The 20,385-nt window shown below is 62.4% G+C and carries 16 protein-coding genes; 6 read left to right on the top strand and 10 right to left on the bottom strand.

Annotated elements, in window-relative coordinates:
• Positions 1-11 precede the first annotated feature (11 nt).
• Positions 12-2,291, top strand: coding sequence for a phosphoenolpyruvate--protein phosphotransferase (gene ptsP, locus J3P85_RS00815; protein ID WP_186707334.1), 2,280 nt, complete (start codon positions 12-14; stop codon positions 2,289-2,291).
• Between the two features lie 126 nt (positions 2,292-2,417).
• Here ptsP and J3P85_RS00810 read toward each other — a convergent pair whose 3' ends face one another.
• Positions 2,418-3,164, bottom strand: a complete 747-nt coding sequence (locus J3P85_RS00810; protein ID WP_434704563.1) for an NRDE family protein — start codon at positions 3,162-3,164, stop codon at positions 2,418-2,420.
• A gap of 284 nt (positions 3,165-3,448) precedes the next feature.
• Between J3P85_RS00810 and J3P85_RS00805 the strand changes: the two genes are divergently transcribed.
• The 3 genes from J3P85_RS00805 (at position 3,449) to J3P85_RS00795 (ending at position 6,129) form a co-directional block, all read left to right on the top strand.
• Complete coding sequence (locus tag J3P85_RS00805; RefSeq protein WP_434704562.1) at positions 3,449-4,231, top strand: sulfite exporter TauE/SafE family protein; 783 nt, start codon at positions 3,449-3,451, stop codon at positions 4,229-4,231.
• 68 nt (positions 4,232-4,299) lie between these two features.
• Positions 4,300-5,109, top strand: coding sequence for a prolipoprotein diacylglyceryl transferase (lgt, locus tag J3P85_RS00800; RefSeq protein WP_053117240.1), 810 nt, complete (start codon positions 4,300-4,302; stop codon positions 5,107-5,109).
• A 48-nt stretch (positions 5,110-5,157) separates the two neighbouring features.
• Positions 5,158-6,129, top strand: a complete 972-nt coding sequence (locus tag J3P85_RS00795; protein WP_434704561.1) for a thymidylate synthase — start codon at positions 5,158-5,160, stop codon at positions 6,127-6,129.
• Positions 6,130-6,265: 136 nt separating this feature from the next.
• On the opposite strand, the gene cadR is transcribed toward J3P85_RS00795, so the two are convergent.
• The gene (gene cadR / locus J3P85_RS00790; protein WP_186730349.1) at positions 6,266-6,712 is read right to left on the bottom strand and encodes a Cd(II)/Pb(II)-responsive transcriptional regulator; all 447 of its coding nucleotides are present in this window, start codon (positions 6,710-6,712) and stop codon (positions 6,266-6,268) included.
• 86 nt (positions 6,713-6,798) lie between these two features.
• Between cadR and J3P85_RS00785 the strand changes: the two genes are divergently transcribed.
• The gene (locus J3P85_RS00785; RefSeq protein ID WP_434704560.1) at positions 6,799-9,018 is read left to right on the top strand and encodes a heavy metal translocating P-type ATPase; all 2,220 of its coding nucleotides are present in this window, start codon (positions 6,799-6,801) and stop codon (positions 9,016-9,018) included.
• Positions 9,019-9,245: 227 nt separating this feature from the next.
• Here J3P85_RS00785 and J3P85_RS00780 read toward each other — a convergent pair whose 3' ends face one another.
• From J3P85_RS00780 to J3P85_RS00770, 3 genes are read right to left on the bottom strand one after another with little or no spacing between them, the layout of a single operon-like run.
• On the bottom strand, positions 9,246-12,293 hold the full coding sequence (locus tag J3P85_RS00780; protein ID WP_434704558.1) for an efflux RND transporter permease subunit: 3,048 nt from the start codon (positions 12,291-12,293) through the stop codon (positions 9,246-9,248).
• Positions 12,290-13,354 (bottom strand): efflux RND transporter periplasmic adaptor subunit, encoded by a 1,065-nt coding sequence (locus J3P85_RS00775; RefSeq protein ID WP_434704557.1) that lies wholly within the window; start codon positions 13,352-13,354, stop codon positions 12,290-12,292. The genes J3P85_RS00780 and J3P85_RS00775 overlap by 4 nt, the downstream gene beginning before the upstream one ends.
• Positions 13,351-14,454, bottom strand: a complete 1,104-nt coding sequence (locus J3P85_RS00770) for an efflux RND transporter periplasmic adaptor subunit (protein ID WP_434704556.1) — start codon at positions 14,452-14,454, stop codon at positions 13,351-13,353. Before J3P85_RS00770 ends, J3P85_RS00775 begins: the two co-directional genes overlap by 4 nt.
• 125 nt (positions 14,455-14,579) lie before the next feature.
• Between J3P85_RS00770 and J3P85_RS00765 the strand changes: the two genes are divergently transcribed.
• Positions 14,580-15,740, top strand: coding sequence for an AAA family ATPase (locus J3P85_RS00765; RefSeq protein WP_434704555.1), 1,161 nt, complete (start codon positions 14,580-14,582; stop codon positions 15,738-15,740).
• A 169-nt stretch (positions 15,741-15,909) separates the two neighbouring features.
• Here the strand turns inward: J3P85_RS00765 and J3P85_RS00760 are convergent, their stop codons facing one another.
• From J3P85_RS00760 to J3P85_RS00740, 5 genes are all read right to left on the bottom strand, one after another.
• A complete protein-coding gene (locus J3P85_RS00760) occupies positions 15,910-16,788 on the bottom strand; it encodes a transporter substrate-binding domain-containing protein (protein WP_434704554.1) in 879 nt (292 codons plus the stop codon).
• On the bottom strand, positions 16,785-17,567 hold the full coding sequence (locus J3P85_RS00755; protein ID WP_434704553.1) for an amino acid ABC transporter ATP-binding protein: 783 nt from the start codon (positions 17,565-17,567) through the stop codon (positions 16,785-16,787). Before J3P85_RS00755 ends, J3P85_RS00760 begins: the two co-directional genes overlap by 4 nt.
• Complete coding sequence (locus tag J3P85_RS00750) at positions 17,564-18,223, bottom strand: amino acid ABC transporter permease (protein ID WP_250964222.1); 660 nt, start codon at positions 18,221-18,223, stop codon at positions 17,564-17,566. Before J3P85_RS00750 ends, J3P85_RS00755 begins: the two co-directional genes overlap by 4 nt.
• Positions 18,204-18,869, bottom strand: a complete 666-nt coding sequence (locus J3P85_RS00745; RefSeq protein WP_411386168.1) for an amino acid ABC transporter permease — start codon at positions 18,867-18,869, stop codon at positions 18,204-18,206. The genes J3P85_RS00750 and J3P85_RS00745 overlap by 20 nt, the downstream gene beginning before the upstream one ends.
• A 573-nt stretch (positions 18,870-19,442) precedes the next feature.
• Positions 19,443-20,225 carry a MetQ/NlpA family ABC transporter substrate-binding protein gene (locus tag J3P85_RS00740; protein WP_434704552.1) on the bottom strand — a complete coding sequence of 261 codons (783 nt, stop codon included), beginning with the start codon at positions 20,223-20,225 and terminating at the stop codon, positions 19,443-19,445.
• Positions 20,226-20,385 lie beyond the last annotated feature (160 nt).

Genomic DNA, 20,385 nt, shown 5'->3' with positions numbered 1-20,385 from the left:
GACCCCGAGCCATGCTCAATACGCTGCGCAAGATCGTCCAGGAAGTTAACTCCGCCAAGGATCTCAAGGCGGCGTTGGGGATTATTGTATTGCGCGTCAAAGAGGCCATGGGCAGCCAGGTCTGCTCGGTCTACCTGCTGGACCCCGAGACCAATCGTTTCGTGCTGATGGCCACCGAGGGCTTGAACAAGCGCTCCATCGGCAAGGTGAGCATGGCGCCCAATGAAGGCCTGGTCGGTCTGGTCGGCACGCGCGAAGAACCCCTGAACCTCGAAAACGCCGCGGATCACCCGCGCTACCGCTACTTTGCCGAAACGGGCGAAGAACGCTACGCCTCGTTCCTTGGCGCACCGATCATCCACCACCGCCGCGTCGTCGGCGTGTTGGTCATCCAGCAAAAAGAGCGCCGACAGTTCGACGAAGGTGAAGAAGCCTTCCTTGTAACCATGAGCGCGCAACTGGCCGGGGTTATCGCCCATGCCGAGGCCACCGGCTCGATCAGCGGCCTGGGGCGCCAGGGCAAGGGTATCCAGGAAGCGAAGTTCGTCGGTGTGCCGGGTTCACCGGGCGCGGCAGTGGGCACGGCGGTGGTCATGTTGCCGCCCGCCGACCTCGACGTGGTGCCGGACAAGACCGTCGCCGACATCAATGCCGAGCTGGGCTTGTTCAAGACCGCCATCGAAGGCGTGCGCGCCGACATGCGGGCCCTGTCGGCCAAGCTGGCGACGCAGTTGCGCCCCGAAGAACGCGCACTGTTCGACGTTTACCTGATGATGCTCGACGATGCCTCCCTGGGCAGCGAAGTGACCACCGTCATCAAGACCGGCCAATGGGCCCAGGGCGCGCTGCGCCAGGTGGTGACTGACCACGTCAACCGTTTCGAATTGATGGACGACGCCTACCTGCGCGAACGCGCCTCGGACGTCAAGGACCTTGGCCGTCGCTTGCTGGCGTACTTGCAGCAGGAGCGCCAGCAGACCCTGGTCTACCCCGACAACACCATCCTGGTCAGTGAAGAGCTGACCCCGGCCATGCTCGGCGAAGTACCCGAAGGCAAGCTGGCGGGCCTGGTCTCGGTACTGGGTTCGGGCAACTCCCACGTGGCGATCCTGGCCCGGGCGATGGGCATTCCGACGGTGATGGGCCTGGTGGACCTGCCGTATTCCAAGGTCGACGGCATCCAGATGATCGTCGACGGCTACCACGGCGAGGTCTACACCAACCCCAGCGACGTGCTGCGCAAGCAGTTCGCCGATGTGGTGGAGGAAGAAAAGCAACTGTCCCTGGGACTGGATGCGCTGCGGGACCTGCCGTGCATTACCCTCGATGGCCACCGCATGCCATTGTGGGTCAACACCGGCCTGCTGGCCGACGTCGCACGGGCGCAGAAGCGTGGCGCCGAAGGTGTGGGGCTGTACCGCACCGAAGTGCCGTTCATGATCAACCAGCGCTTCCCCAGCGAAAAAGAACAGCTGGCGATCTACCGCGAACAACTGGCCGCGTTTCACCCACAACCGGTGACCATGCGCAGCCTGGACATCGGCGGCGACAAGTCCCTGTCCTACTTCCCGATCAAGGAAGACAACCCGTTCCTCGGCTGGCGCGGCATCCGCGTGACGCTCGACCACCCGGAAATCTTCCTGGTCCAGGCCCGCGCCATGCTCAAGGCCAGCGAAGGCCTGAACAACCTGCGCATCCTGTTGCCGATGATCTCCGGCACCCATGAACTGGAAGAAGCCCTGCACCTGATCCACCGGGCCTGGGGCGAAGTCCGCGACGAAGGCACCGACGTGCCGATGCCGCCGGTCGGCGTGATGATCGAGATTCCGGCGGCGGTGTACCAGACCAAGGAACTGGCGCGGCAGGTGGACTTCCTGTCGGTGGGCTCCAACGACCTGACCCAATACCTGCTGGCCGTGGACCGTAACAACCCACGGGTCGCCGACCTGTACGACTACCTGCACCCGGCGGTGCTGCAAGCCTTGCAGAACGTGGTGCGTGATGCCCATGCCGAAGGCAAGCCGGTCAGTATCTGCGGCGAAATGGCCGGCGACCCGGCGGCCGCGGTGCTGCTGATGGCGATGGGGTTCGACAGTTTGTCGATGAACGCCACCAACCTGCCGAAAGTGAAGTGGATGCTGCGCCAGATCAACCTCAGCAAGGCCCAGGAACTGCTGGCGGAAGTGATGACCATCGACAACCCGCAAGTGATCCACAGCTCCTTGCAACTGGCGCTGAAGAACCTTGGGTTGGCGCGGATGATCAATCCGGCTTCGAACAAGACCCTCTAGACAGTTCAGCGAGCATTTGTGGCGAGGGAGCTTGCTCCCGCTGGGCTACGAAGTAGCCCCAAGGCTTTTTTGGGCGGGCTTCGCCCACCAGCGGGAGCAAGCTCCCTCGCCACAAGTGACTCTCATTCAAATGTGTAGCGCCACTTCCCCCAAATGCCCCCCATGGGGCCCGAAACTGCGCTCGACCATCTGCCGCGTCCCATTGGCATGGACAATCAGCGCCGTACTCGCCCGCGTCCCATAAGCCGGGCTGGCGATGAACACGCTCGACAACAATGCCTCGGTCGCCAGCCCGACGCCGGTGTCGGGCAGTTCGGCCACAGGCGCGGGTTGTGGATCGTTCAGCAACGCCAACAAGGCCTGGGGCTGCGGATCGTCCAGCACCTCCTCCAGCGCCAACCGGGCCTTGAGCAACTTGGGCCATGGCGTGTTCAGCCCAGCGTTCGACAGGCCATACACGCCCTTGGCCAACTGCTGTGGCCGGGTATCACGGGCGTTGTAGTGCCAGAGCTCGGCGCCATCGCCAAGCAGCAGGTTGAAGCCACCGTACTCGCCAGCACGGGGCACGACTTCGCTCAGGTAGTCGGCAATCGACAGATTCCCGGTGAGGAACCGCGCCACCAGCTCACCGCGGGACTTGAAGGCCGGCAATTGGCCTGGGTCGCGGATGTTGGTCAGCGCGGCAAAACGGCCCTCGGCGCCGATGCCGAGCCAAGTACCGCCGGCTTCGAGGTCGCGCCCTGCATGGACATGGGGCGCGTCAGGCCATTGGGCCAGGGGCAAGGTCGGCCGGGCGTAGAACTCGTCGCGGTTGGCCGCCACGACCAGCGGCTGGGCGTGGCCAGGGCGCCAGGCAAATACGATCAGGCACATCAGGTTGTCCTGTTAACAATGCCAATCCGTTAAAAGAATAAAGCCGAACACCGCCTTTGTGGCGAGGGAGCTTGCTCCCGCTGGGCTACGAAGTAGCCCCAAAAACCTCGTTGGGCGGGCTTCGCCCACCAACGGGAGCAAGCTCCCTCGCCACAAAGGCTATTCGTCGCATCCCCACCACTCTACCCATACATCACTGACGCATCCATCGCCTTCAGTAGAGCCCAAGCCCCTCGATCCGTTACCATGCCGCTCTTAATTCGGGGATGGGCGGGGAGAGTCTGGTGGAATTTGTGCTCTATCTGCTACTCGGCGCCTGCGCCGGCGTGCTGGCCGGGTTGTTTGGCGTAGGGGGCGGGATCATCATCGTCCCGGTGCTGGTATTCAGTTTCACCCTGCAGGGCTTCGACCCGCAGGTGTTGACGCACCTGGCCGTCGGCACCTCCCTGGCGTCGATTATCTTTACCTCGATCAATGCCGTGCGCGAACATCAGCGCAAAGGCGCGGTGCGCTGGCCGGTATTCGTCTGGATGACCGTCGGCATCCTGATCGGTGCCGGTTTCGGCGCGATCACCGCCGAAGCGATTTCCGGCCCGCACCTGCAAAAAATCATTGGCGTGTTCGCCTTGGTCGTTGCCGTGCAACTGGCCCTGGACTTCAAGCCCAAGGCCAGCCGCACCGTACCGGGCAAGGCTGGGCTGACCGTGGCCGGCACGGTGATCGGCTGGGCCTCGGCGATTTTCGGCATCGGTGGTGGTTCGCTGACCGTACCGTTCCTGACCTGGCGCAGCGTGCCGATGCAACAAGCGGTGGCGACGTCATCGGCCTGCGGCTTGCCGATCGCCCTGGTCAGTGCATTAAGTTTCATGATTCTGGGCTGGCACGATCCGTTGCTGCCGGCCCATAGTCTCGGTTTTGTGTATTTGCCGGCGCTGCTGGGTATCGCCTTGACCAGCATGGTCTTTGCCCGCTTTGGTGCGCGGCTGGCCCATCGCCTGTCGCCACGCTTGCTCAAGCGCTTGTTCGCCGCCTTGCTATTCTGCGTGGGGGTGAGTTTTCTGCTCTGACGCAATCCTGGCTTAATCCCGTGGTGGCAGCGTCGCCCGGGTATTTTTGACGTTTACGAGGAATATCAATGCTGCCTTACCCGCAGATCGATCCGGTAGCCCTGGCCATCGGCCCGCTGAAAATCCACTGGTACGGCCTGATGTACCTGATCGGCATCGGCGGCGCCTGGTGGCTGGCGTCGCGCCGGCTCAACCGCTTCGACCCGACCTGGAACAAGGAAAAGCTCTCCGACCTGGTGTTCTGGCTGTCCATGGGCGTGATCGTCGGCGGACGCCTGGGCTACGTGCTGTTCTACGACCTGAGTGCCTACCTGGCCAACCCGACGCTGATCTTCGAAGTCTGGAAAGGCGGCATGTCGTTCCACGGTGGGTTCATTGGTGTGATGCTGGCGGCGTTGTGGTTCGGCAAGCGCAACAACAAGTCGTTTTTCGAGCTGATGGACTTCGTCGCGCCGATGGTGCCGATCGGCCTGGGTGCCGGGCGTATCGGCAACTTCATCAACGCCGAGTTGTGGGGCAAACCGACCGACGTGCCTTGGGCGATGATCTTCCCGCCGTTCAGCGACCCGGCGCAGTTGCCGCGCCACCCGTCGCAGCTGTACCAGTTCGCCCTCGAGGGTGTGGCACTGTTCCTGATCCTCTGGCTGTTCTCGCGCAAGCCGCGCCCCACCATGGCGGTGTCGGGCATGTTCGCGCTGTTCTATGGCATCTTCCGTTTCATCGTCGAATTCGTCCGCGTGCCGGATGCCCAGCTCGGCTACCTGGCGTGGAACTGGCTGACCATGGGCCAGGTGCTGTGCCTGCCGATGATCATCGGTGGCCTGGCGCTGATCTGGCTGGCTTATCATCGCGCGCCGGCTGCGGCGGCCAAGGTTTAAATTCGAACCCCGGGGCGTCGGCCCCGGGTTCAAGGATACAGGTAACCCATGAAGCAATATCTCGATCTGGTGGCCCACGTCATCAAGCACGGCACCAAGCAAGCCAACCGCACCGGTGTGAACACCATCAGCTTCCCCGGCGCCATGCTGCGCTATGACTTGAAGGAAGGCTTTCCCGCTATCACCACCCGCAAGATGGCCTTCAAATCGGCCATCGGCGAGATGTGCGGTTTTCTCCGTGGCGTGAACAATGCCGCTGAGTTCCGTGCCCTGGGCTGCAAGGTCTGGGACCAGAACGCCAACGAAAATGCCCAGTGGCTGGCCAACCCGTTCCGCCAGGGCGAAGACGACCTGGGCGAGATCTACGGCGTGCAGTGGCGCAAGTGGCCGGCCTATAAGCAGGTCCCGGTAAGCAACCCGGCGGCCATCGAGCAGACGCTGGCCCAGGGTTACCGGCAGATCGCCGAGGGCGAAGAAAACGGCCAGGCCTACGTGGTGCTGTACAAGGCCATCGACCAGGTTCGCCAGTGCGTCGACACCATCATCAAGGACCCGGGCAGCCGGCGCATCCTGTTCCACGGCTGGAACTGCGCCCAGCTCGATGAAATGGCCCTGCCGCCGTGCCATCTGCTCTACCAGTTCCACCCGAATGTCGAGACCAGGGAGATTTCCCTGACCCTCTACATCCGCTCCAACGACCTGGGCCTGGGCACGCCGTTCAACCTCACCGAAGGCGCCGCGCTGCTGAGCCTGATCGGCCGCCTGACCGGCTATACGCCGCGCTGGTTCACCTATTTCATCGGCGACGCCCACGTCTACGAAAACCACTTGGACATGCTCAACGAACAGCTCACCCGCGAGCCGTTCCCGATGCCCAAGCTGGTGATTTCCGAGCGCGTGCCGGAGTTTGCCAAGACCGGCGTGTACCAGCCTGAGTGGCTGGAATTGGTTGAACCGAGCGACTTCTCCCTCGAAGGCTACCAGCACCACGCGCCGATGACCGCGCCGATGGCGGTCTGAGCCACCCCGCCTCTCCCTTGTGGGAGCGAGCTTGCTCGCGATAGGGCCAGTACATTCAACATCAATGTTGACTGATAGGTTGCTATCGCGAGCAAGCTCGCTCCCACATTAGATCGCCATGTGCTTCAAGAGCAGTTCAATGCCCATGACTCCTGCCCACATGTGAATGCTCCACCTCCGGCGCCACCGCCCCGCTCACCTCCAACCGCTGCAAGATCCCGCATTGATCCAGATCCGGCCCTTCACCACAGCGATGGCGCAGGTCGATCAGTTGCGCCTGCAAGGCCAGCAGGCCATCGATGCGGGCCTTGACGTGGTGGATGTGTTCGTCAATCAGCGCATTGACGCTTTCACATTGATCCTGGGGGCTGTCGCGCAGGGCCAGGAGGCTGCGGATTTCTTCCAGGGTCATGTCCAGGGTGCGGCAGTTGCGGATGAAGGTCAGCCGTTCGGCGTGGGCCTGGGTGTAGACGCGGTAATTGCCGTCGCTGCGGGCCGGTTCCGGCAGCAGGCCTTCGCGCTCGTAGTAGCGGATGGTTTCGACCTGGCAGTCGGTGATTTTCGCCAGTTCTCCGATCTTCATGGTGCGATCTCCCAAATAGGTGCTTGACCCTATAGTGGCTACAGGGTCTTTACTGCGCAACAGGCACTTTTCACGGACGTCACCCGATGAGCGATTCCCTTCACATCCACAAACCCGACCACGGCCATGACCACGGGCATTCCTGCTGCGCCTCGAAAGCGGCGCCGGCGGTGGTCGATCTCGGCAAAACGCCGACGGACGGCGCGCGGCTGAGCAGTTTCCGCATCGAAGCCATGGACTGCCCTACCGAACAGACGCTGATCCAGAACAAGCTCGGCAAACTCGAAGGCGTGCAGCGACTGGAGTTCAACCTGATCAACCGCGTCTTGGGCGTGACCCACGATCTGCCCAGCGACGCGCCGATCATCAAGGCCATCGAATCCTTAGGCATGCAGGCCGACCCGCTGATTGCGGGCGAGAAACCGCAAAGCCACGACCTGCCCGCCCCGGCCAAGCCCTGGTGGCCGTTGGCGCTGTCCGGCGTGACGGCCCTGGGCGCCGAGGTGATCCACTTCACCAATGCCGCGCCAAACTGGGTGGTCGCGCTGGTGGCGTTGGTGTCGATCCTCAGCGGTGGCCTGGGTACCTACAAGAAGGGCTGGATCGCCCTGAAGAACCGCAACCTGAACATCAACGCGCTGATGAGCATCGCCGTGACCGGCGCCGTGCTGATTGGCCAATGGCCGGAAGCGGCAATGGTGATGTTCCTGTTCACCGTGGCCGAACTGATCGAAGCCAAATCCCTGGACCGGGCGCGCAACGCCATCAGCGGCCTGATGCAGATGGCCCCGGAACAGGCCACCGTGCAGCAGGCCGATGGCACCTGGCAGGTTCAGGAGGTCAAGGCCATTGCCCTCGGCGCGCGGGTACGGGTGCGGCCCGGCGAACGCGTCGGCCTGGACGGTGAGGTGGTCGCCGGCCGCTCGACCGTCGACCAGGCACCGATTACCGGTGAAAGCCTGCCGGTGGAAAAAATCGCCGGTGACAAAGTGTTCGCCGGCACCATCAACCAGGCTGGCGAACTGGAATATCGGGTGACGGCGGCGGCCGATCAATCGACCCTGGCGCGAATCATCCACGCCGTGGAACAGGCACAGGGCTCCCGGGCGCCGACCCAACGCTTCGTCGACCGCTTTTCGACAATCTATACCCCAGCGGTGTTTGCCCTGGCCCTGGCGGTAGCGGTCATTCCTCCGCTGTTCATGGGCGCCTTGTGGTTCGACTGGATCTACCGGGCACTGGTGCTGCTGGTGGTCGCCTGCCCTTGCGCGCTGGTGATTTCCACCCCCGTGACCATCGTCAGCGGCCTCGCCGCCGCGGCGCGCAAAGGCATCCTGGTCAAGGGTGGCGTCTATCTGGAGGGCGGCTACAAGCTCGACTATCTGGCGTTGGACAAGACCGGCACGATCACCCACGGCAAACCGGTGCAAACCGACTATGTGGCCCTGAACCCTACTCTGGAAAGCACAGCCCCGGCCCTGGCCGCCAGCCTCGCCGCCCGTTCCGACCACCCGGTGTCCCGGGCGATTGCCAACGCGGCTGTGGATAAGCAAGTGGCGCAACAGGCTGTGGATAACTTCGTGGCGCTGGCCGGGCGCGGCGTGCGCGGCGACATCGACGGCCGGACCTATCACTTGGGCAACCACCGCCTGGTGGAAGACCTCGGCCTGTGCTCCCCCGAACTGGAAGAAAAACTCTTCGCCCTGGAAAAACAAGGCAAGTCGGTGGTGCTGCTGCTCGACGCCAAAGGTCCCTTGGCGCTGTTTGCCGTGGCCGACACCGTGAAGGATTCCAGCCGCGAGGCCATCCGGCAACTGCATGAACTGGGCATCAAGACCCTGATGCTCACCGGCGACAACGCCCACACCGCCGAAGCGATTGCCGCACAGGTGGGCATGGATCAGGCGCGGGGCGACCTGTTGCCGGAAGACAAGCTGCAAGCCATCGAAGCGCTGTATGCCCAGGGTCACCGCGTCGGCATGGTGGGCGACGGCATCAACGACGCCCCGGCCCTGGCCCGCTCGGAAATCGGTTTCGCCATGGCGGCGGCCGGCACCGACACGGCCATCGAGACCGCTGACGTCGCCTTGATGGACGATGACCTGCGCAAGATCCCGGCCTTCATTCGCCTGTCGCGGCAGACGTCGAGCATTCTGAAACAGAACATTGTCCTGGCGTTGGTAATCAAGGCGATCTTTCTCGGGGTCACCTTCGCCGGGTTCGCCACCATGTGGATGGCGGTGTTTGCCGACATGGGGGTGAGTTTGCTGGTGGTGTTCAATGGGTTGCGGTTGTTGCGCAAATAAAGATCTGAGGGGACTGGAAGGGCCTCATCGCGAGCAAGCTCGCTCCCACAGGGACCTACAGTGAACACATATTCTGTGACCAACGGAGAACCACTGTGGGAGCGAGCTTGCTCGCGATAGCGGATGTCAGCCAGCGCGCTGCTGGAGCAGCTGCAAAGCCTGTTCCAGCAACCCAGAGTTCAAGTTTGCGACGTATCCCTGTGGCGAGGGCAGCGAAGGCGGCCATGTCAATCACGCTTCGGCTCGCGGATCTTGTACCAGGCCACATACAGCGCCGGCAGGAACAACAGCGTCAGCAACGTGGCGATGATGATCCCGCCGATCATCGCGTAGGCCATCGGCCCCCAGAACACTTCCCGGGCAATCGGGATCATCCCCAGGCTCGCCGCGGCGGCCGTGAGCAGGATCGGCCGGCGGCGGTGTTCGGTGGCCTCCACCACCGCGTCCCAGGGCTCGTAGCCGTCACGCTCGTATTCATCGATCTGAGTCACCAGGATCACCGAATTACGGATAATGATGCCGATCAGCGCGAGGATCCCGAGGATCGCCACGAAGCCCATGGGCGTGCCCGTCGGCACCAGCGCCAGCACCACGCCGATCAGCCCGAGGGGCGCGACGCTCGCCACCAGGAACAGTTTCTGCACGCTGTGCAACTGGATCATCAGGAAAGTCGCCATCAAAAACAGCATCAGCGGCACGACGCTGGCGATCGGCCCCTGGGCCTTGCTGCTCTCCTCCACCGTACCGCCCGTGGCGACCTTGTAGCCCACCGGCAGGCCGGCGGCGAACTTGTCGATGTCCGGTTGCAGTTGCTTGACCAGATCGGTGGGCTGGATCTCGTCGCGCACCGCGGCCTTGATGGTGATGGTCGGCTTGCGGTCACGACGCCACACCAGCGGCTGCTCCAATTCATAGCGCACCGTGGCAAACGCCAGCAACGGAATCGAGGTGCCACTCGGGGTGACGATCTGCAGGTTCTGCAGGGTTTCCGGCGAACCGCGCTCGGCATCCTCGGCACGGCCGACCACGTTGATCAAGTAGATATCATCGTTGACCTGGGTCACCGGCGAGCCGCTGACGATGCTGTTCATCAGCCTCGCCACATCATCGGACGACAAGCCCAATTGCCGCGCCTTGTCCTGGGCGATGTCGATGCGCAGCACTTTGCCCGGCTCGTTCCAGTCGTAGATGATTTCGCCAATGTGCGAGTTCTTGTCCAGTTCGGTGGCCAGTTCGATCGCATGCTTGCGCACCAGGTCGATATCCTTGCCGCTGACCCGGTACTGGATCGGCCGCCCCACCGGCGGGCCCATTTCCAAGGCCTGGACGTAGCTGCCAATCCCGACGAAATCCTCACGCAGACGCTTTTGCAGGCGTTCGGTCAGCGCCGTGCGCGACTCCAGGCCTTTGCTGACGATCACCAGTTGCGCGTAGTACGGGTTCTGCAACTGCTGGTCCAGCGGCAGGTAGAAACGAATCGCGCCTTCGCCGATGTAGGTGCTCCAGCGCTCAATGTCCGGGTCGCCCTTGAGGGTCGCCTCCAGGCGGTCGACGGCTTTGCGGGTCTCGTCCATCGAAGCGTTTTGCGGCAGGTTGAGGTCCACCAGGATTTCTGGCCGGTCCGAGGAAGGGAAGAACTGGTTCTGCACAAAACGCATGCAAAACACCGCCAGCACGAACAGCAGCACGGTGATACCGATGGCCCACCAGCGATTGCGCATCGCCCACAACAGGCCGCCGTTGAATGCCCGGCCGATCCGCCCCGGCTCGGCGCTGTGGGGTTTCACGTCAGCGCTGAGGATATGTACGCCGATCACCGGGGCAAACAGCACCGCGACGATCCATGACACCAGCATCGCCACGGCGATGACCGCGAACAGGGTGAAGGTGTATTCACCGGCGGAGCTGGCGTTCAAGCCGATGGGCACGAAACCGGCCACGGTCACCAGGGTCCCGGTGAGCATGGGAAACGCCGTCGAGGTGTAGGCGAAGGTCGCGGCCTGCTCCTTGCTGTCGCCTTTTTCCAGGCGCGTGACCATCATCTCCACGGTGATCATCGCGTCGTCCACCAGCAGGCCAAGGGCGATGATCAACGCGCCGAGGGAAATCCGCTGCATGGTGATGCCGCTGTATTCCATGAACAGGAAGACCATCGCCAGCACCAGCGGAATCGAACAGGCCACCACCAGCCCGGCCCGTACGCCAAGGCTGACGAAGCTGACGAGCAGGACGATGATCACCGCCTCGAACAACGCACTGGTGAAGCCGCCGACGGCTTCTTCCACCACTTCGGCCTGGTCCGACACGGTGTGCACGCCAACGCCCACCGGCAGGTCGGCGGTCAGTTCGTTCATGCGCGCGTGCAGCGCCTTGCCGAAATCCTGGATGTTGCCACCCTTTTTCATCGCGATGGCAAGGCCGATGGCCGGCGTACCGTTGAAACGGAACATCGGTGTGGCGGGGTCGACATAGCCGCGACGGATGTCGGCGATGTCGGCCAGTCGATAGAATCGGTCATTGAGTCGCAGGTTGACGTTGGCCAGGTCTTTTTCCGATTGGAACTGCCCGGACGTACGTACGGAAATCCGCTCCGGTCCCGCATCGATCACCCCGGCCGGGGTCACGGCATTCTGCGATTGCAGGCTCTGCACCACCTGGCGCTGGTCGATCCCCAGGGCGGCGAGTTTGCGCGTGGAGAAGTTCAGGTAAAGCACTTCGTCCTGCTCGCCCACCATCTCGACCTTGCCCAGGCCCGGTACCTCGCGGATCTCGGCGCGCACCTGTTCCACGTAGTCGCGCAACTGGCGCATCGACAGGCCGTCGCCGGTGAAGGCGTACACCGAACCGTAGACATCGCCGAACTCATCATTGAACCCAGGCCCTTGCAAGCCTTCGGGGAAGTCGCCGCGAATGTCGTTGATCTTCTTGCGCACCTGGTACCAGATCTCGGGGATTTCCTTGGCCCCGGTGGTATCGCGCAGGTACACGAACACCGTCGACTCTCCCGGGCGGGTGTAGCTCTTGACGTAGTCGAGGGAGTCGAGCTCTTCGAGTTTCTTCTCGATGCGGTCGGTGACCTGCCTGAGGGTTTCTTCCTGGGTCGCGCCCGGCCAGCGGGTCTGGATGATCATGGTCTTGATGGTGAACGACGGGTCTTCCTCGCGACCCAGGTTCATGTACGAAAACACACCCATCAACAGCGCCACGAACATCAGGTACCAGACGAACGACTGATGCCGCAGGGCCCATTCGGATAAGTTGAAAGGCCCTTTCATCGTACGTCCTCGTCGAGTTTCACTTTCTGTCCTGGCTGGAGACTGTGCACTCCGGCACTGACCACGCGGTCGCCGGCCTTGATGCCGTTGGCCACCAGCACCGAGTTGGCCGAACGCTCGAGAATCCGTACCTCACGGGGTGAGACGGTCTGCGTTTGCGGGTCGATCAGCCAGATGCGCGCCTTGCCGTCGATTTCTTGCAACGCGCTGAGCGGCAGTTCGATGCGCGGTTCGATGGTCGAGCTCAGGGTCACGCTGATGGCCGTGCCCAGGCGAAAACCTGGCGGTGTGTCGGTCAGCGTCAGGCGCGCGCGGCGGGTGCGGGTCGCGCTCTGGGCCTGGGGCTCGATCTCGCGGACGATGGCGGTGGTGTGGATGCTCGGGTCCAATTGCGCGGCGACCTCGAATACCACGTCCGTGGGCAAGCGTTCGACCAGCCCGGCCGGCAGGTCAATCACCGCTTCCTTGATGTCCGGACGGGCCAGGGTCACCACTTGCTGGCCGGCGGTGACCACCTGCCCGGCTTCGGCGTTCCAGGCGGTGACGACGGCGTCGTGGTCCGCGTGCAATTGGCTGTAGTTGAGTTGGTCGCGGGCCTGCTCCACCGAAGCCCGGGCCTGTTCGAGGGACGCCCCGGTGGTTTTCAGGTCGGTCTGGGCGACGTCCAGTTGCGCCTGGGCGCCGACACCACGGTCGAACAATTGCTGCTGGCGACGGGCATTGGCCTGGGCATTGATGTACTGCGCCTCGATCCGCGCCAGATCGCCCTGGGCGGCGCGGAGCTGGTTCTGCTGGTCGGTGGGATCGAGCGTGGCGAGCAGGTCGCCCTTCTTCACTTCGGCGCCAACATCGACGTTGCGGCTGGCAATGCGTCCGGGCACGCGGAAACCGACGTTGCTCTCGTAACGCGCCTGGATATTCCCGGCGAAACGCCCGAGGGCCTGCTGGTCGAGGGCCCGGACTTCAACGGACAACACCGGGCGTACCGGTTCGGGCGGTGCTTCTTCCTTGGAGCAGGCCGCCAGCAAGAGGCCGGCCGCGACCATCCACACATGCTTCATGGCTGGGCTCCCGGTGTGGATTTTTCATAAGTGTTTTCAGCAATCTCGACGCGTACGCCGGGGTGCAGCAACTGCCCACCGGCGGTGACGATTTTCTCTCCCCCCTTGAGGCCCGCGCTGATGATGACCTTGCCGGTCAGGTAGCGGCCGACCGTCACCGTCTGCAACTGCGCCTTGCCGTCGCCGTCCACCAGCCACACGGCCGGCTCACTGAGGTTCTTGGTCAGGGCCGACCAAGGCAACTCGAAGGCGGTCTTGCCGGCGGACTTGGCCGTGGCGCTGACCACCGACCCCAAGCGCATGCCTTCGGGCAACGCATCGAGGGTCACCTTGACCTGCACGGTGCCGGTCTGGGCAGACACCGCCGGGGTGATCTCGCGCACGGTGCCGGTGGTCTTGATGGTGGGGTTATCCAACAGGCTGATGGTGATCGAAGGGTCCGATGGCGGTTCGCTCAACAGTGATTCGTAGATGTTGAACACCGCGTCGCGTTCACCGTCCCGGGCCAGGCTGAAGATCGGCTCCGTGGCCTGCACCACTTGGCCGACTTCCGCCTGGCGCGCGGTGATGATGCCCGGCGCTTCGGCAATCAGCGCGGTGTAGCTCAGTTGTTCGCGAGCGTTGGCCAGTTGGGCCTGGGCGGCGGTCAGCGCACTCTGGCTGCTGCGCAGTTGGGCCTGGGCCGCGTCGTATTCGCTCTGGCTGGTGTAGCCCTTGGGCAGGAGCTTCTGTTGGCGCACGAACGCCGCCGCACTCTGCTTGACCCGCGCCTGCTCGGCGGCCACCTGGGCTTGGGCGGAGTCGACGTTGGTCTGCAGGTCCCGAGGATCGAGCCGGGCCAGCACTTGCCGGGCCGAGACTCGGTCGCCGACATCCACCTTGCGCTCGATGATCTTGCCGCCCACACGAAACGACAGATCGGCTTGCACCCGCGCCTGGACATCGCCGGTCAGGGTCACCGAGGCCGCGTATTCGCTGGGCACGGCCTGCTGCACGAAAACCCGTGGCAGGGCCTTTTCTTCGGGCTTCTTGTCACCACACCCCGCCAACAACGCACACACGCCCAAGCCAACAATCAATTTGATTCCGGGACCAGCCATGCAGACTCCTTTGCGTTGTACGGACGTACCAGTGACGATACGACTGTGAGCTTAGAACAGGGTTCACTGAATGCACAGCAATCGGGCAGACTTGCCCTCCACGCCCAGGCAGAAAGGAAATATGCATGCTCGACACCCTGGCAGTGGCCAACTACCGGTCCATCAATAAACTGGTCGTTCCACTGGGCCGGCTGAACCTGATCACCGGGCCCAACGGCAGTGGCAAATCCAATCTGTATCGCGCCCTTCGGCTGCTGTCGGAAACGGCCCAGGGTGGGGTGGTCAACGCCCTGGCCCGGGAAGGCGGACTGGACTCGACCTTCTGGGCCGGGCCGGAGGAAATCAGCCGCCGCATGCGTAACGGTGAGGTGCCGGTCCAGGCGGTTGTGCGCCAGGGCACCAAGCGCCTGCGCCTGGGCTTCGCCGGCGAAGACTTCAGCTATTCCATCGCCCTTGGCCTGCCTGCACCCAGTCGCTCAGCGTTTTCCCTGGACCCGGAAATCAAGCGCGAATGCATCTGGGCCGGCCCGGTGTTTCGGCCGGCCAGCCTGCTGGTGGACCGCAACGGGCCGATGATCCGTGCCCGCGAAGGCCGTTCATGGGATGTACTGGCCCAGCACACGCCCACCTTCGACAGCCTGTTCGACCAGGTCGGCAGCCTGCGCGCTTCGCCGGAGGTCTTACAGATGCGCGAGTTCATTCGTCGCTGGCGCTTCTACGATCACTTTCGCAGCGACGCCGACGCCCCGGTGCGCCAACCACAACTGGGCACCCGCACGCCGGTACTGCATCACGATGGGCGCGATCTGGCCGCCGCGCTGCAGACCATTCTTGAAATCGGTGACGTCGAGGCCTTGCATGCCGCCATTGGTGACGCGTTCCCCGGCGCCCGACTGCACATCGATAAGCTGCAAGGCGGACGTTTCGCCATCGCGTTCCAGCAGCACGGCCTGCTGCGGCCGCTGTCCGCCGCCGAACTGTCGGACGGGACCTTGCGCTATCTGTTGCTGGTGGCCGCCCTGCTCACCCCCAGACCGCCCTCGCTGATGGTGCTCAACGAACCGGAAACCAGCCTGCACCCCGACCTGTTGCCGGCCCTGGCGCGGTTGATCATCCGCGCCTCGGCCAATTGCCAGGTCTGGGTGGTGTCCCATGCCTCGCGCCTGATTGCCGCGTTGGAGCAGGATGAAGACTGCAATTGCATCGTGCTGGAAAAGGAGCTTGGGCAGACCGGGATTGTCGGGCAGGGGGCGTTGGATGAGCCGGCGTGGCATTGGCCGGACTAGGCCCCCCCGTGGCGAGGGAGCTTGCTCCCGCTCGGCTGCGCAGCAGTCGCAAAAGCGGCTAATGCGGTCTGCCTGCAGGAATGCAGGGGCCTGCTTCGCAGGCCAGCGGGAGCAAGCTCCCTCGCCACAAGATTGTGGATTGCCTGGCTGAAGCACATTCTTCAGTCCATCACCCCTGCCACTTCCCACCCTCGACAATCACGCTCTCAGGCTTGGTGTCATCGCTCAATTCCTTGCGCACGTACTGGTCGTACAGCTTGAGCAAATACTTCTCTTCACCCAGCTTCGCCAGCTCGGCATTGACCCAATCACGCAACTCGACATTGCCCTTCTTCACCGCTGGTGCAATCGGTGCTTCGGCGCCCAGGGTCTGCTCAAGCACTCGATAGCCGGGGTTCTGCTTGGCCCAACTGAACAGCACCAGGTTGTCCTGGGCATACGCATCGCCGCGACCATTGGCCAACGCCTGCAAGGACTCGGAATTTTTCTCGAACTTGAGCAGCTTCCAGTCCGGGTGATTCTTGGTCAACCAGATGTCCGCCGTAGTGCCGGTGGTGACAATGGTGGTGCGGGTCGCCAGGTCATCGAGGCTTTTCACCGTGCTGGCTTGTGGCACCAGCGCTTGCACCGCGACTTTCAGGTTCGGGTTGGTGAATTCCACCGCTTCCTTGCGCTCCGGGGTTACGGTCATGTTGGCGAGGATCAGGTCGACCTTGTCGCTTTGCAGGAACGGAATCCGGCTCGCCGGTTCGACCGCAACGAACTCGACCTTGTTTTCATCGCCGAGCAGATCCTTGGCGAATCGACGGCCGATGTCGGTATCGAAGCCGACATACCGCCCTGCCTCATCGACGAAGCCAAACGGTGGCTTGTCGGTAAAGACGCCGACGATCAATTTGTCCCGTGCCTTGATTTTGTCCAGGTAGCTGACCGGTGCGGTGCCTTGGCTGGCGACGTTCGGCTTCGGCGGTTCTTCGGTTTTATTGCAGCCGGCCAGTAAGGCGGTGAGCAGCGGCAGTAGCAGCAGAGAAGACTTGGCAGTTTTCATGACAGTTCCAGTTCCTTTTTTTGAGTCGTTTCAGGGAGTGCGGCGACGTAGGAGAACTTCTCCAGGAACTGCTGCGCGCGTGCGGTTTGCGGGTTCGTAAAGAAAATCTCGGGTGGGTTTTGTTCAAGGATGCGCCCGGCGTCCATGAACACGATGCGGTCAGCCACCGCGCGGGCGAACGCCATTTCGTGGGTGACGATCAACAGCGTCATGCCTTCGCGGGCCAAGCCCTGGATGACTTCCAGGACCTCCTTGACCATTTCCGGATCGAGGGCGGCGGTGACCTCATCGAACAACATGACCTTGGGGTTCATGCACAGCGAACGCACGATGGCGATACGTTGCTGCTGGCCGCCGGAGAGCTGGCGCGGGAATGCGTCGCGCTTGTCCAGCAGGCCCACCCGCGCCAGCAAGGCTTCGGCCTGGTCGCGTGCTTCGCGGCGATCGCGCTTTTGCACCTTGACCGGGCCCAGCAGCAGGTTATCGAGCACGCTCATGTGCGGGAACAGGTGATAGCTCTGGAACACCATGCCGATCTGCTGCCGCACCTCGCGCCAGTCGGTGCCCTTGTCCAGCAACTCGCGACCGGCGAATGCCAGGCTGCCGCTGTGGGCCGCTTCCAGCCCGTTGAGGCAACGCAGCAAAGTACTTTTGCCGCAACCACTGGGGCCTAGAATGACGATCACTTCGCCTGGCTTCACGTGCAGGTCGATGCCATCCAGCACCTGCTGTTCGCCGAAAAACTTGTTGAAACCCTTGAACTCGATCAATGCGTTCATGCTTGCGTCCAGCGCCGCTCCAGCACGCGGGAGGCGGCCGAAAGCGGGTAGCAGATGAAAAAGAAAAACAGGAACAGCGCGCCGTAGATCAGCACGGATTCGTAGGTGCGTTCGATGATCTGCTGGCCGACCTTGATCACATCCACCACGCCAATCAGCACGGCCAGGGAGCTGGTCTTGATGATGCGTGTGTAGACGTTGATGGTCGGCGGCGTCATGCGTCTCAGCGCTTGCGGAAGCAGCACATGGCCGTAGAGTTGCGGACCGTTCAACCCAATCGACAAGCCCGCCTCGCGCTGGCCGCGCGGCAACGAATGCAAGGCGCCGCGCACCACTTCACCGACCTCACTGGCACCCCACAGCGACAACACCAGGACCGCGCACCAAAAGCTTGGAAGACTCACGCCGAAAAAGATCGGCAAGCCGAAGAACAGCAGGTACAACCAGACCAGCACCGGGATTGCCCGGAACAACTCCAGGTAGACCCGCAGGACGGCGTCCAGCCACTTCACACCCAGCGTACGCAACACCCCATAAAGCACACCGCCCACGGTACTGAAGGCGATACTCAGGAAGGAAATCGACAAGGTTTGCGCAGCGCCCTTGCCCAGTTGCGGCAGAGACACCCAGAGCAACTCAAGACCCGAACTGGCCATGCTGGAGCCTCCTTTCCAAGCGGCTGAGCAACAGCGACAGCGGCAAAAACAGCAGCACGCAAATCAACGTCAGCACGGCGAGCATTTCGTAGGTCTTGTAGTAGAGCGCGATGTAGCTTTTGGTGGTGTAGAGAATCTCCGGCACCGCCACGGCCGAGACCACGGTGGTCTCCTTCAGCAGGAAAATGAAGTTGGCGAACAACGACGGCAGGCTGAGAATCCCGGCCTGTGGCAGGACTACGTAGCGCAGCAATTGCCCGTGGGACAGCCCGATGGAGCGACCGGATTCCAATTGCGCCTGGGGCACCGCGTCCACCCCCGCCCGCAGCACTTCCGTGAGGTAGGCACCGCCCAGGAACGTCATGGTGATGATCGCAGCCGCAAACCCCGAGACCTTGACGCCCAGCGCCGGCAAGGCGAAGTAGACGAAGAACAACTGGATGAGCAGCGGCGTGTTACGGGCCAGCTCCACATACAGCCCCACCAGGCGTTGCAGGTAAGGCGTGCGCGACACGAGGATCGTCGCGTTGACCAGCGCCACCAGCAGCGACGTGGCGATGGCGATAAGGCCGACCTGCAGCGTCACGCCCACAGCCTTGAGAAACGCCGGGAGGGTGCTGAGGATAAAAGCGTAATCGAAGTTCATTGAACATCCTGGACGCCGCTCGATAAGCGACGGTGATACGGTCCATGGGCAGCGGATAGCTGCTCGGCAGGAGTCGACTTTAAAGGTATAAAAACTGGAATTTAAATACCGTTAAAGCATATTGATATCACACAAAAAACTATGCCCGGATTTGCCGGAAAGGACAAAGACGACTATTTTCCTTGCGCCGCCGGGAGGATCCTTTCGACATCCCCTCACCCTTACAAGGAAGAAAAAAATGGCTGACGTGAAAGTGCCGCAGCGACTGGAACCGCAGGAAATAGTGAAATTATTGGTGGCGTTGCGCCGGGCGTTGAAGACCAGGGTGGCCTGATGTACGCCTTTGATCTTGTGGCGAGGGAGCTTGCTCCCGCTGGCCTGCGTAGCAGGCCCCCGGCAGTCTTCAGGTAGACCGCGATAGCAGGTTTTGCGACTGCTGCGCAGCCGAGCGGGAGCAAGCTCCCTCGCCACAGGTAATCCTGTCCCCGACCCAAGCAATCTTTCGAGCATAAAAAACGCCGACGCTGCATCAGCCGTCGACGTTTGAAACCGTAACAGGGTTTACCGCGCGAATCAGAACGCAGGCAGTACCGCGCCGCTGTATTTCTTCTCGATGAACGCCTTCACTTCCGGGCTGGTCAGGGCCTTGGCCAGTTTCTGGATGGCCGGGCTGTCCTTGTTGTCCGGACGGGCCACCAGGAAGTTCACGTAAGGCGAATCCGAACCTTCGATCACCAAGGCGTCCTTGGCCGGGTTTAGACCTGCTTCCAAGGCGTAATTGGTATTGATCATGTCCAGGTCGACTTGATCCAACACACGCGGCAGCATGGCCGATTCCAGTTCCTTGAACTTGAAGTTCTTAGGGTTCTCGGCAATGTCCTTCGGCGTCGCCAGGGCGTTTTTCGGATCCTTGAGTGTGATCAGGCCAGCCTTCTGCAGCAGGATCAGCGCACGGCCGCTGTTGCTGCCTTCGTTAGGGATGGCAATGGTTGCGCCGTCCTTCAGCTCGGCCAGGCTCTTGACCTTTTTCGAGTAGCCGCCAAACGGTTCGACGTGCACGCCGATGACGGTCACCAGGTTGGTGCCTTTGCCTTCGTTGAAGCTCTTGAGGTAAGGCAAGGTCTGGAAGTAGTTGGCGTCCAGGCGTTTCTGGTCGACTTGTACGTTGGGTTGGACGTAGTCGGTGAAGACTTTGATTTCCAAGTCCACACCTTCCTTGGCCAGGGCCGGCTTGATCAGCTCGAGGATTTCCGCGTGGGGTACTGGCGTGGCGGCCACGACCAGCTTCTCCGCGGCCTGGGCCAGGCCCGAGGCCAGGGCTGCCGCCAATGCGGTGAACAACAGAACCTTTTTCATGCAGTGTCCTTATCGAAAATCACGGTCGTCATGGACGACGGCTAAATGTGGGTGTGCCAGTGAAGTGCTATCGCTGGCGTGATGCGGACAATACCGATATTTTTTATTCCTTAACAATATCTTTTATTCAAGTTGATATTCATTTTATTCATATACAAGA

The sequence above is a fragment of the Pseudomonas sp. Z1-12 genome (assembly GCF_051132015.1).
Taxonomy (GTDB): Bacteria; Pseudomonadota; Gammaproteobacteria; order Pseudomonadales; family Pseudomonadaceae; genus Aquipseudomonas; species Aquipseudomonas zanjanensis.
The sequence above is the reverse complement of the archived record's forward strand: the minus strand, read 5'-3'. Positions and strand labels throughout refer to the sequence as shown.

Excerpts from the sequence above, each read along its gene's own strand:
- ptsP (WP_186707334.1), top strand. The coding sequence starts at position 12 with ATGCTCAATACGCTGCGCAAGATCGTCCAGGAAGTTAACTCCGCCAAG.
- J3P85_RS00810 (WP_434704563.1), bottom strand. The coding sequence starts at position 3,164 with ATGTGCCTGATCGTATTTGCCTGGCGCCCTGGCCACGCCCAGCCGCTG.
- lgt (WP_053117240.1), top strand. The coding sequence starts at position 4,300 with ATGCTGCCTTACCCGCAGATCGATCCGGTAGCCCTGGCCATCGGCCCG.
- J3P85_RS00795 (WP_434704561.1), top strand. The coding sequence starts at position 5,158 with ATGAAGCAATATCTCGATCTGGTGGCCCACGTCATCAAGCACGGCACC.
- cadR (WP_186730349.1), bottom strand. The coding sequence starts at position 6,712 with ATGAAGATCGGAGAACTGGCGAAAATCACCGACTGCCAGGTCGAAACC.
- J3P85_RS00785 (WP_434704560.1), top strand. The coding sequence starts at position 6,799 with ATGAGCGATTCCCTTCACATCCACAAACCCGACCACGGCCATGACCAC.
- J3P85_RS00780 (WP_434704558.1), bottom strand. The coding sequence starts at position 12,293 with ATGAAAGGGCCTTTCAACTTATCCGAATGGGCCCTGCGGCATCAGTCG.
- J3P85_RS00775 (WP_434704557.1), bottom strand. The coding sequence starts at position 13,354 with ATGAAGCATGTGTGGATGGTCGCGGCCGGCCTCTTGCTGGCGGCCTGC.
- J3P85_RS00770 (WP_434704556.1), bottom strand. The coding sequence starts at position 14,454 with ATGGCTGGTCCCGGAATCAAATTGATTGTTGGCTTGGGCGTGTGTGCG.
- J3P85_RS00765 (WP_434704555.1), top strand. The coding sequence starts at position 14,580 with ATGCTCGACACCCTGGCAGTGGCCAACTACCGGTCCATCAATAAACTG.
- J3P85_RS00760 (WP_434704554.1), bottom strand. The coding sequence starts at position 16,788 with ATGAAAACTGCCAAGTCTTCTCTGCTGCTACTGCCGCTGCTCACCGCC.
- J3P85_RS00755 (WP_434704553.1), bottom strand. The coding sequence starts at position 17,567 with ATGAACGCATTGATCGAGTTCAAGGGTTTCAACAAGTTTTTCGGCGAA.
- J3P85_RS00750 (WP_250964222.1), bottom strand. The coding sequence starts at position 18,223 with ATGGCCAGTTCGGGTCTTGAGTTGCTCTGGGTGTCTCTGCCGCAACTG.
- J3P85_RS00745 (WP_411386168.1), bottom strand. The coding sequence starts at position 18,869 with ATGAACTTCGATTACGCTTTTATCCTCAGCACCCTCCCGGCGTTTCTC.
- J3P85_RS00740 (WP_434704552.1), bottom strand. The coding sequence starts at position 20,225 with ATGAAAAAGGTTCTGTTGTTCACCGCATTGGCGGCAGCCCTGGCCTCG.